At 39.6% G+C, this 11,582-nt stretch carries 10 protein-coding genes; all 10 read right to left on the reverse strand.

The features are described 5' to 3' along the window. Positions 1-29: 29 nt before the first annotated feature. Entirely contained in the window at positions 30-1,220 is a 1,191-nt protein-coding gene (locus PN498_RS10520; protein ID WP_272062701.1) for a glycosyltransferase family 4 protein, read from the reverse strand. Positions 1,221-1,307: 87 nt separating this feature from the next. Beyond that, positions 1,308-2,186 (reverse strand): glycosyltransferase family 2 protein, encoded by an 879-nt coding sequence (locus PN498_RS10525; protein WP_334312242.1) that lies wholly within the window; start codon positions 2,184-2,186, stop codon positions 1,308-1,310. Positions 2,187-2,262: 76 nt separating this feature from the next. Beyond that, positions 2,263-3,129 carry a sulfotransferase domain-containing protein gene (locus PN498_RS10530; RefSeq protein ID WP_272062702.1) on the reverse strand — a complete coding sequence of 289 codons (867 nt, stop codon included), beginning with the start codon at positions 3,127-3,129 and terminating at the stop codon, positions 2,263-2,265. A gap of 141 nt (positions 3,130-3,270) precedes the next feature. Continuing rightward, positions 3,271-4,206, reverse strand: a complete 936-nt coding sequence (locus tag PN498_RS10535; protein WP_272062703.1) for a sulfotransferase — start codon at positions 4,204-4,206, stop codon at positions 3,271-3,273. 74 nt (positions 4,207-4,280) lie between these two features. Next, positions 4,281-5,135: a sulfotransferase domain-containing protein gene (locus PN498_RS10540; protein ID WP_272062704.1), complete on the reverse strand. Its 855-nt coding sequence runs from the start codon at positions 5,133-5,135 to the stop codon at positions 4,281-4,283. 429 nt (positions 5,136-5,564) lie between these two features. Continuing rightward, entirely contained in the window at positions 5,565-6,911 is a 1,347-nt protein-coding gene (locus tag PN498_RS10545; protein WP_272062705.1) for an O-antigen ligase family protein, read from the reverse strand. 50 nt (positions 6,912-6,961) lie between these two features. Next, positions 6,962-8,224 (reverse strand): glycosyltransferase family 4 protein, encoded by a 1,263-nt coding sequence (locus PN498_RS10550; protein WP_272062706.1) that lies wholly within the window; start codon positions 8,222-8,224, stop codon positions 6,962-6,964. Positions 8,225-8,230: 6 nt separating this feature from the next. Further along, positions 8,231-9,130, reverse strand: a complete 900-nt coding sequence (locus PN498_RS10555) for a sulfotransferase family protein (protein ID WP_272062707.1) — start codon at positions 9,128-9,130, stop codon at positions 8,231-8,233. 59 nt (positions 9,131-9,189) lie between these two features. After that, entirely contained in the window at positions 9,190-10,128 is a 939-nt protein-coding gene (locus PN498_RS10560) for a glycosyltransferase family 2 protein (RefSeq protein WP_272062708.1), read from the reverse strand. A gap of 126 nt (positions 10,129-10,254) precedes the next feature. Beyond that, on the reverse strand, positions 10,255-11,499 hold the full coding sequence (locus tag PN498_RS10565; RefSeq protein WP_272062709.1) for a glycosyltransferase family 4 protein: 1,245 nt from the start codon (positions 11,497-11,499) through the stop codon (positions 10,255-10,257). Between the last annotated feature and the right edge of the window lie 83 nt (positions 11,500-11,582).

The following is an 11,582-nucleotide window of genomic DNA, read 5'->3' on the forward strand; positions in this document are numbered from 1 at the left end:
GACTTTTACTCCGACATATTTAGATGCGGTCACAAACACAATATGGTTTCGACTTCCTTCACAAGGACCTCTACTCTGCTTTTCCAACTATGGCTAGAAACAATGATTTTACGCGCCTGCTCTCCCATGACATCACACAAATGCCGCGAATTAAAGGCTTCTAAAAGCGCCTTCTTCAGGCTTTCCAAGTTGTTGGGTGAAAACAATAGACCAGTTTCACCATCACAAACCAAGTTTTTAGTTGCATCTATATCAGATGCAATCACGGGTTTCGCCATTGACATATATTCGTAAAGCTTCAATGGAGATCGATAAGTATTTTGGCCATGGGGATCGAAGTGCCCAGAATAACAAAAATCGCAGCCCAATATGACAGGAAACAACTCACTTTGAGGTAACCTTCCTAAGTAACAAACCTGAGAAGAAAGCTCCATTTCTGCAGTCATCTCCTTAAGAGACTCAAGCATTGGGCCATCGCCGATAACAACCAGGTTGATAGCTATATCCTCATCTTTTCTTAAATTTTCTATGGCCTGAAGCAATAAATCTAAGCCCTGCCAAGGAAATAAGCTCCCAACGAATCCAATTGTAAAAGACGGAAATATTCTCTTCTCAAGGTACTTGTCCGGATTTACCAAATCGGTGTCTACACCATTTGGAGTGACTACAATTTTGTGAGGCGGTACTTTAAACTCTTCAATGATTTTTTGCTTGAGTCGTTCGCTTATGCAAACAAGTACATCACACTCTCGATAAGCCTTGGATTCATATCTACGTAAAAGGCTAGAGAGAACAGTTGTTTTTCTTTCTTCTTTTGATTCTTGTGAAAGAAGAGCGTTAGTTTCAAGTATCCAGGGGATTTTGTGCTTCTTAAAGCGGTAGCCCATTGCCTGAAAAGCACCAAATCGTTCGTAAACCCAATCCACTTTCCCAAATAATTCATCAAAGGCTTTCCAAGAATTTTTTTTGCTAATAATTAATCTGACAATGTCAGCAGATAAAGCCATATAGAAGCTACGGCTAACTTTCTCTTCGGATCCTTTTGATATCCAAGCATCAGGAACTTTATTACCAACTATATAAGATTGAACCGTCCAATCTAGTGATTGAAAGGCTTGCATAATTCCTAATACATGCGACCTTGGGCCACTCATTTCTGCATTTGCCTTAGTAGACACTCTTGGTGCGCCAGAAAGATAACCAATGCGAGAAGGTATCATACTTAATTTCCTTTACTCAAGAGCTTATGAGCACAGAGACATTTACAACGCAAGTATTCAGAACAGAAGACAAAACCTATCTTGTTTTCAATTCGAATTTGTGTGCTTCTCCATTCTCTTTCCAGTTATGGCCTTTATGTACGGAAAAAACCAGTGAATCCACCAAAAAAAGCCTTTGTGACGGCTTGCATATACAGTCCAAGCCTTAAGTGGAAATTCTTTCTGATGAAGAACCTTCCGAAAACGTTCCGTTATGTTTAAATTCGAGTCAGCCCACGTATTGACTACGGTGTTTCTCGAGCATTTTCCAAGGAACCCAGGTGCTATCCAAACTTTGCAACCTAGCTTCTGAGACCTTAATCCATAGTCAAGATCGCCAAACTTATGAGTAAAGGTAGGATCTAGATTGCCAACCGTCTCTGCTACACAATGAGGTATCAGCACCACATTACCTTGCATAGTATCGCACTGCTGAGGTTCATCACTGGGTTGAATAGACCTGAAGCGCTTGAAGATGAACCGTTTAGTATGCAACCTACCGCCGTAAGACAACTGTCCGGTTGCTGGATCTTGGACTGAACCAACAATAATGGAGTTAGGATAGCCTTTTTGAAATAATTGGAAATAAGTGTTTAGTAATTTAGTGATAGCATCATTCTCTAGAAAGGTGTCGTCGTTGAGCCAAAGATAAAACTGATATCCAGTTTCAAGAGCTTCGCCAAAGGCGACTCTCATACCCCCTCCCCAGAATAGGCTGCCATCACCTCTTAGCAAGTTAACATTTGGATATAGCGATCTAACGGATTCGGATGTGTTGTCCGAACTACCATCATCTACGAGATATATATCGCAATCCTCATCTTGTGCATACACAGAAGATAAAGACTTTAAAGTGGTATCACGTCTGTTGAAACAGGACATAATGATAGCGACGCTTATTTTGCAACTAGAAAAGCTGTCAGGCATGTATCGAAGTTAATGCGGTGAATTACAGATAACAAAATGTGGAAATTAAGATAGACCTTTCAAGAGCAATCTTCCTTCATGGCCCTACACAGGTTTGCTTCCATCTAGAGCAATCTAAATCTGTCAATCTTTCGAGTAAGATAATGTCTTGGCAGTATTTTTTAATTAGTTCTTCTTTCATCTCAGCGGACATAGGTGGAATGGAAGAAGTCTTTTTCGAAAACATCTTCTCTAGACCAGAAGATTTTGCCAAGTTCCAGATCCAGTCTAAATCTTGATCACGTAGAGCATCTCTGACGTAGCGAGCAGCAGAGCGAACTCGTGGGAATTGCACAACTCCAGAAGGATTGCTTTTTTGGGTAATCAGCGATGTATCGAACAAGTGCTCGTCAAGCATTAAAAAATGTGCGATCGCTTTAAGAATGTTGGTCGGATCTTCAGCTACATCCTCATAAAGTAGAAGCAGAAATTGATCTAGAGAGAAATGCTGCAGGTATCTTTCTATCTGTTGACCATAAAGACCTTTTGAAAAAGCCTCTTGCTCTTGCTGAATAAAAGTTCTAAAATCTCTTTTCTCAGCATAATTTCTCAAGTAGAAACCATAGTGAGAGTAAGCCCGCTCCGCTGGATTTCGGAGAATCGCAATAAATTTGCAGGTCGGTAGTAACTGCTTTATTCTCTCTGGAGCCTCAGGGACATGTAAATAAGCAGGCGTAATTTCCCCAACGCTTGAGTAAGCTAAGAGTTCATCTCCCGAAAAAAAGCTTGTATACCAATCCAGTCCTCGTTCGTAATATTTGTCGAAAAAATGAACTTCTTTTCGACGTGTTGGAAGATAGATTTCTGGGTGAGAGCGTAGCATCGTGTCAAGCCAAGTTGTTCCACAACGCATAGCGCCAATGCCTAAGAAAGTCGGCAAACTGTTTTCAACTTCTTGTGTCATATCAATCGTTTTCTCTCTATGCTCCTGCCAATATCACAATGATCAAAAGCCTACAGAACCTATGGGCAAGCTCCTATGCAAAAAGTAAGGCTTTCTTTAAATGCACTTGTAACAGTATTCAAGCGCGTTCTAAAGAGCACTTTAAGGACCTTTCAAATAGCCATATTCAGATATTTGAGGTTTCGTAATATTGGTAATTAGAGTTTTGTTGATGGGGTTGAGTTCTTTTTTCCACCGATTGTCTAGTTTAAGGTTGACCACCCCTTGATTGAATCGACTGCTTGGGCTACCTGCAAAAAGATGGTCTACTTTCATTTCCAAAGACTTTTCATTTTCCTTAAAGAGAGGTTCAGAAAGACCCTCTTTAAGGAAATCCATAATTAATTCTATATAGTAACTTGGCCTGTCGATGAAATCTTCATATCGAAGCCTTAGATATTGCTCAGATTCTAACGCAGACAACTTTTCCGACAGTACATTTTTGAAGCGCCACGTAACGGATGCATGGATGGGATTATACCATTGGGATGCTAATTCACCTTTCATCTTACGACTTTGAAGTGAATAGCATACGCCTCGAGGGTCTCTAACCAAATGTAAGACGTAGAGGTCAATCTTCGATGATTCTTTTAGTAGAGTTGCATACCAAGCAGCCTTAGTAGAGTCTACGATAACTCTACTATTTGTTTTTGATTGAATTGCTGTGTACAGATTCTCTAATTGACTGAGATATTTTTGGACATTTAAGTTGACGCTTCTAGGAAGAGGTAAACCAAAGTTCTCAAGATAAAACGCGTTTCGAGCTAACTTCGAAAGTGCTATCATTTCTTGAGGGGTTATTTTGCCCTGTTGAGCATCAAAGAAAGACTTAATAATATCAGTCCAAACAGGGCATTGGTTGAATCTTTTTCCACAAGAGCAAGTTCTGTCTTCGACCAAACCGTGTTGCCAAACATCACGTAATTCGCCCCAGGCGACAAATCCCTCGATCTGGCCTAAAACTCTATTAACAATAGTACTTCCACTGCGCTCGAAACCAGCAATGAAGAGAATCTTGATCGTATCCGAATTATTCATAGATTGTGGCTTTTCAGCTTTGATTTTGCCAAACTATAGATTTCACAAACTATCTGTCAGGTAAATAAAGTCACTCAAGCCTGTGACTGTTTCCAGGAAGGAATATTGCGATTCAAAAGATGAAAAAGATTTTTGTTTTCCTCTGAAAAGTAGTCGTATAACCGACTCGAAATCTCGGGTGACAAAATGTGTTTTGGCCTTGAGCCTGAAAGTGAGTGATTATTGGAAAGTCGGAAAGTTGCTAAATCCAAGAATCTAATCAACTTAAAGGCTGATGGAAAATGATAACTCAGGTTTGCAGCATACTTCGATGTACGGAAAGCATTCCTTTTTCGATTAAGTTCTTGAAACTTAAAGGAGGTATTGATGCCAAGAAATTGTGTAACACGACTCATCGTTTGCTCTGGCTGCTGTATTATGTCCTCTTCAAAAATAAGAATCAATAACTGATTTTTTGGAAAAGCGCTATAGTAATTCTTTAAATTACTGTAGTACATTCCCATTTGTAGCAGCCCAAATTTCTTTACAATATCATCATGGCGGCCAGAGAAAACCTCGTCGATGTCAATAGACGGAGGAACTCTTCCCAATGACCAATGATGTGTAAATGCTGAGATAGCACGATTCACTGGATTTCTAAGAACAGCGATTAATTTGACGTCAGGAAGTTGACTCAATATATTCTGAGGTATCTCAGGTGAACGAGACAACCATAAATAGCTTGTGCTTTTCTCCCCAACAACCTTTTCTGTCGTTCTTTCTGAGAAATGCTTTTCATACCAATCAATACCATTGATAAACTGTTCTTTCGCAAAAAAGTGTATTTCTCCAGACGGAATAAAAATATCTGGATGCTGCTTCAAATTCTTGGCTAGCCAGGTAGTTCCTGACTTTTGAGCCCCGATAATGAGAAAGTTTGGTAATGTCATTTTCTTACTCGCACTTTATAGATAATAACTGGAGTAATTAGAATGCCTTAAGAGACACATGGTGAAGTTGTTGGAATGGCAATATTGAATGCAATAGTTACATGTAAATCATAAGAGTGTTTATGCTGACTTTTTAACACGAGCTTTCAAGCACACAGGTACAAAACGACATGTTCATGCAGATGAGCCGTCAGTTTTGCACTACTAGTGTAGCCATTAAGTGCATCTGAGCTAACCAAAAAGCAAATTAACAGCCATGAAAAGAGTGATTTTTCCTCTTCTGGTTCAGTCCCCTTCAACAGCGGGAAGTTTGTCGAACAGCATAAATTTCATAGTAAAAATTTATGCTTGAGCGCTTGTAAAATGGCCTTTAGTCATGAATCAATTGCTTAATTTTCGATATTGAAAGTTGCAGAAATAATCAGTAATCTATCGAATTTCGATCAAAGGATTTCTGTTAACTCCGGACTTGTTCGAGGCTAACTTTTCTGACAAAACCTTTGTCTCTAAGGAAGCTATGATGCACGCCAACATAAAGAGAGTTATCCATCCAAAAGGTGCATGAGCATTGGATATAAACCCCCAAAGGCAGTAGGCACAGACTGAACAAAACAAAGCCTTGCCAATGTTTCGGTCAGATTGAAACTTCAGTCTATTTGTCTTAAATAGCAGAAAAGATTGTCTCAAAAGAATGAATATCAATGATATGTAGAATGCTAGACCAACTGTTCCCCACGTAACAAAGGCCCAAACATACACGTTATGGGGAGCCGCAGATCCCTGGATCACTCCCCATTCATTCACTACATCAAAAAGTCTGATGTGTTCGTTCAAATACTCCCACCCACGGGCACCAAAACCAAATATTGGAGAGTATCTCAAGGTGTATGAAATTGCTGGGATCCAAGCATGCTCCAGACGATAACCAAAAGAACCACCATCGTTCAATTCATCATTAAATGTACCGGTTATGATGCTAGCGTCTGCCAAAAGATATAGTCCACATCCCGCAGAAACCAGAGTTGAAAATATCAAGGTTCTTCCCATAGAAAGTCTGGAGTAATACATGAACAGAACCAAGGGAAATGTTATGAAAATTGCTGTTCTTGTCCCATTTAGTAAAAGCGCAAGTAAAGTACCAAATATCAAAATATATCTGAATAGTATTTTCTTAGGTCCTTTTGTACTTTCTACGCGCAAAAGTGCTAACGGGAAGACTGTCATCATGAAATTTGCATCTTCATTAGCTGCATGGAAAATGCCGAATGTTTTGATTTTACTACCTCCAACAAGCGCAGATAGGATACTGCCTATACTCAGCTTCGATTGAATGACCAGTATGGGATATTGAATTATCGTAATCAGAAACAAGAAGGTAAGAAAGCCTAAAAGCACATTTCTGATTCTTTGTTCATTCCTTGGCGTCAAAATTGTTGTGAGGCTCAAGTATGAAAAGAACCAGAATAGTATTCTTACAAGTCCTCTAGAATGTGCTGACGCAAGGCTTCTTGGCGATATTGCTATTGCTTGAAGAATAGAAAGCAAAATCAACAGGAATATCGGCACTAAGAATATTTTCTTCTGCAAGAAGTATTTATTTTTCTTGAGAATTAGGAGAAGCGTTAAAGCCAGTATAACTAGTGCACCTAATCGATAAACACCCAGAAAGGAGACGCTACCAACACGAACATTCACGATTGATGAAATAGCTGGAATAGATAAGGATAAATCTATTATCAAAAGCAAAAGCGGTATTTGAAAGGCCTTTATTTTCATGTCCTATATCTAAAGAGCTATTTGCTTTGCAATCTATTACAGTCAAAATGTCAACTGTTTACTTTCGCTTTCTGAATGTCTTCGAAAAGCTTTGAATATTGCTTAGCCTGAATATCGAGAGTAAAGTTGGAAATGACTTTTTGCCGAGAGTTAAACGTGAGCTTTTGATAACGCTCTCCATCCTGTAGTGTCTCAAAAATTCCTTTTGCTAAATCCTCAACCTCAAATGGCTTTGCCAAATAACCATTCTCACAATGATTAATCATATCTGGCATACCTCCAATACGAAAGGCAACGCAAGGTAATCCGCACGCTAGGGCTTCCATAACAGTATTCGCTAGGTTTTCCTGTAGAGAGGGAGCTACAAAGACATCTGCAGCAGAATAAATAGTCGCCATAGAGATATCATCATTAAAAACACCTAGATAGTGAGTTTTTAACCCAAAATCAGGCGGATTCTTGGGAGGTGGAGAACCTATCACTGCAATTTCGACCCCATCGAGCCTCCCAGCTTTAGTTAACTCTAGCAAAGCTGGATGCAAGAGATGAAATCCTTTACGCTTATCGCTGGTTGCTCTAAGTGCCCCAAAGAGAATTATCTTTATGTCTGATGGCAAGCCTAACAGATTTCTCGCCAGGCTCTTATCAATAGGTTTGTATACAGATTCATCAACGCCGTTTGGAATAACTTCTACACGTCGATTCATGAAAAGAGTACTTTTACGAGCACACTGGGCAAGCCATTGACTGGGAGTAACAACTGTTAAATTAGCCTTCTGGAAGGTATTGTATTTCCGCTGCCAAACCCAGCGAGATAGGTCAGAATCTTTTTTGCTTGACAAAGCTGGACATTGGCCGCAGGCACCCACGTATCGTTCACAGTTTTGATCGTAGTGACAACCTCCGGTGAAGGGCCACATGTCGTGAAGTGTCCACGCCAGCGGTAGAGATATTTTAGATAGAGATTCAATCCTTAGGAAGCCTGCATTTACCCAATGAAGATTTACAATATCAGGCCTTAGTTGCTTTACCGTTGTGCTGACTTTATCAGGAAGCCACTGAAGAGAAAAGGTTGACTTTTTTCGTTGAGAATACTTTTTGAGAGGATAGTTATCGATCGCAACACGACTCCAGGCAATAGACTCCCCTATTCTGGTGTTAGTGATTGGAACAACATCAGAATCCTGAGTGTTCTTGTCCTGAACAAGCATTTGCGAATAGACGCCAGTTGTCAGCAATCCTTTATGAAGTCGGTTAGCTGCTCGAGCTGCTCCACCCTGATTGTCTGAGCTACTAAGAATTAGAACTTTCATATATAGTTAGATTAACCAATTCGATAGATCACGGTTCAGCATATCCTGAAGCTTGAGAATGTCTTCTCTATAAAGCTTTCTAAGACTGACTCGAGCACGTTGAGGCATCTCTTCTTTTACGCGATTTCTATTATTCAGAGAGATCTTGACCTGGCTTCTGAGTTTCTCAGAAAGTAAAGGTCTTAAGGACTTCTTTATCAGATTAGGTTTTGACAGAAAATCATGAATCAGCTTATTTTTGGGAGTCCCAGAAACATTACGACGACCAATTGAAGTAGTAACGATTGAATCGTCAACTTCTAAAAATTCACAAATATTTGAGAGAAGCTTCGATGTTTCATTCTTAAGGTCTTCGTAGAGATATATTCGAATTTGATCTTGGCCAAAAAGGTTGAAGTAACGTTCAAGCTGGACTGAATAAAAGCCCATCTGAGTGTAGCGCCATAGATATTCCCAGTTGTTAGCACAGCGTTCTTCCTCGCGTTGAAGCGCTAGTTCAAAATCAGAGATAGTCTCGCGTTCATCTCTGATCGCATGCATAAATGCTGAGTATGCCCTCTCCACTGGATCTCTAAGAATGACGATAAGTTTAACGTTAGGCAAATAGTGGTAGATTCTTTCTGGAGCTTTAGTGCTATACAGATACCAAGTTGTTGCCTCTCCGATCGCTACCTCATCTGAAACATTACTGAAAAGTTGCTGATATGCTTTGAAGTCAGTAATGATGTGGCTATATAGCTCAAGGTCACGGGGACCTGCAAACTTGGGAGATTCTCCTTCAAAGTCAAAGAAGCCCGGCTCTTTAATTTCACTCACGAATATTTGAGGATGCCGACTCATATGTCTAGCAAGAGCAGTAGTGCCCGCCTTTTGAGCACCGATAATCAAAAAATTAGGAAGTACCACAGAATTATCAATACCTCACATCATATGAATCTTAATTGAGCTTCATTTAAACAACTATCCTAAAGCCCGATTTTCACCTTAAAGATGCTCAGAGCATAGCTTATTGCTTTACGTAACTTTTGGACAGTACGGGCCTTTAAAGATCTATGCCAAACTTTCATAAACCTCTGTTGATCGTACTCTCTATCGATTGCAGTCTCTTTTGGTGGTTTCAGTGGAAAGCTGATAGAAGCCACTCTCAAATTAGCTCTAGTGTCCTCTGAAGATTTGGTATTTGTTGCATTTTTGCTGAATCCGACATTCGAGATCACGTTAACAGCTGGAGTAATAGTCATACCAGAATGCATCAAACACATGAAGAAAAATGGATAGGCCCACGAATCTATTTTTCCGTTGTATGCTTTGTCAAGTACTCGTGAACGATTTTCAAATTGCTGATCGTTATCAATAAATTCGCGAATATTTTTTTTAATATTAGGGCTACTCCAAGCACTCATGTGAGGATCGTACAGTTGCCATACTCTACGCCAGGTTGCCCATCCCCAACAATCAAAATATGCGGAGAAATGAAAGCTTTGATCGTCGCTTTTCCAGTCACCCAGATGATTGTGGCCTGTTATACAAAAGATCTTCTCATCGTCTTTGTATTTTTCTAGCAGCTCGCTGCAATAGGCAAAAAAGGAAGTATTAGGGACACAATCATCCTCAAGAATGATCGCAGTCTCAACCTGTTCAAACACCCAGGTAAGTCCGCTCGATATTCTCTTTTTCAAGCCTAGGTTGATATCCGAATAATTCTTGAAGACTTGACAATTCCAGTCAACTCCTTCGATAAGTTGGCGAGTTTCATAGCATTTATCTGTTTCCTCAGGATGATCACTTCTTGGACCATCAGCAATAACAAAAAGTTTTTGAGGAGCCGCCAGACGAATCGCTTCGATCACTCTTTGTGTCGTATCTGGCCTCTTGAAAATAACTAGAACAACTGCAGTCTCCATAAAATCCGTCTAAGCTAGTACACTTCATTTGCAAGTTAAATTCATCCCAAACTTAATTACCCTTTATGAAAGGAAAAACTTTAATGAATTTTCACAAGCCAAAAATACACCCATCTCAAGTAGTATTTAGAAGCTACTCTTGATCGTAGTAAGCAATGGAAGTATGTGTTGCCTGTACAATAATCTAATACGTGAACCATAAAAATGCATGAAAGGAACCATGTGTATCTCATGCGAAGCTTCGTGAAAAACAGCATCAATCAGCCTTATCCACCTTGTTATTGTGAGATCTGTTTGAGCATCAAACCATTGAGCAACTGCCATAGACCTCTGTTGAAGTTCACGATATCTTAGGGGTTCAGAGACCAGCCATTCAACTTTTTCGGGTATCTTCTTGTGCCCATCAACAATTAGCTCTGGAAAAAAACGCATGCAATCCGACATGCCGTAGTCACCGGAAGCAATTACAGGAGTACCAAAAGCCATACATTCAAGTGGAGAAGCTGGAAAAGCCTCGGTATAACCTTTGGGGTTGAGAATAGCTAAGTGAGATTTTCTTAAAATGTCAAATTTTTCCTTGCCAAGATTTCCATGAAATACAACTTTCCCATCATCAATATCCTGCTTGGGAATATATTCAAGTATTCTCTTTGCAAAGTCTGGAGAAGTCGGAATTAAATCAGAATTGACCTTTAGACCATATGTAGCGACGGAACCGATAACATGTAATGTCATTTCAGGAAAGCGCTCTTTTAAGAAATTCCATGCCCTTGCAACTTCTAAAAAGCATTTTCCAGGAATCAAGGCACCCAAGTATACAACTTCAAGACGAGATTGATTGACGGGCAAAAAAGAAATTTCACTAGCAAGGTTCGGAAGAACAAAGATATTTTGTATATGCTTTACATGATGGCTTATGGCCTGATTAGAATAGAACTGATATGTGCCAACACAAACAATATTTTTGAATTCAATTCGCGAGGACAGTGATCTCAAACTCTTATCAAATGGGTGCCTACTCCAAAAAATTATTCTTCGCGCAATTTTCTGGAGAGCTTTCACATCACTTCTTTTAAGAACTGATGCCACTGAAATTACAACGAATTCTTCACTTAAATTGAGACTATTAAAGAAGCTTGAACTATTTTCGAAAATAGCAATTCTTAGATTTTCTGGACAACAATCTAATAGAAAGGGAGCATTATTTACTAAGACAATCTCCCATTCGGGAGAGGCTTTCGCTAAAAGTAGCGATAATCGAATGGAAGTAAATTGTGTACCTCCGACTCCAGGATTGCATCCATCTGCAGAGAATACTTTTGATTGAATAGCGTCAGAGAAGATTGGGATATAAACTTTTCGGATAATCATAGACCTGATGTTCGACTCTATATAGAGTATTCTAAAAGGTCTATGGCTATCAGGTTTTTCAGTGCTTGATAATTTCTATTCTT

The organism is Oscillatoria sp. CS-180 (genome assembly GCF_028330965.1).
In the GTDB taxonomy this organism is placed as follows: domain Bacteria; phylum Cyanobacteriota; class Cyanobacteriia; order Phormidesmidales; family Phormidesmidaceae; genus Halomicronema.

Bases quoted from the DNA above. Each gene is read 5' to 3' on its own strand.
- PN498_RS10565 (WP_272062709.1), bottom strand. From the start codon at position 11,499: ATGATTATCCGAAAAGTTTATATCCCAATCTTCTCTGACGCTATTCAA.
- PN498_RS10520 (WP_272062701.1), bottom strand. From the start codon at position 1,220: ATGATACCTTCTCGCATTGGTTATCTTTCTGGCGCACCAAGAGTGTCT.
- PN498_RS10560 (WP_272062708.1), bottom strand. From the start codon at position 10,128: ATGGAGACTGCAGTTGTTCTAGTTATTTTCAAGAGGCCAGATACGACA.
- PN498_RS10540 (WP_272062704.1), bottom strand. From the start codon at position 5,135: ATGACATTACCAAACTTTCTCATTATCGGGGCTCAAAAGTCAGGAACT.
- PN498_RS10535 (WP_272062703.1), bottom strand. From the start codon at position 4,206: ATGAATAATTCGGATACGATCAAGATTCTCTTCATTGCTGGTTTCGAG.
- PN498_RS10525 (WP_334312242.1), bottom strand. From the start codon at position 2,186: ATGCCTGACAGCTTTTCTAGTTGCAAAATAAGCGTCGCTATCATTATG.
- PN498_RS10550 (WP_272062706.1), bottom strand. From the start codon at position 8,224: ATGAAAGTTCTAATTCTTAGTAGCTCAGACAATCAGGGTGGAGCAGCT.
- PN498_RS10545 (WP_272062705.1), bottom strand. From the start codon at position 6,911: ATGAAAATAAAGGCCTTTCAAATACCGCTTTTGCTTTTGATAATAGAT.
- PN498_RS10530 (WP_272062702.1), bottom strand. From the start codon at position 3,129: ATGACACAAGAAGTTGAAAACAGTTTGCCGACTTTCTTAGGCATTGGC.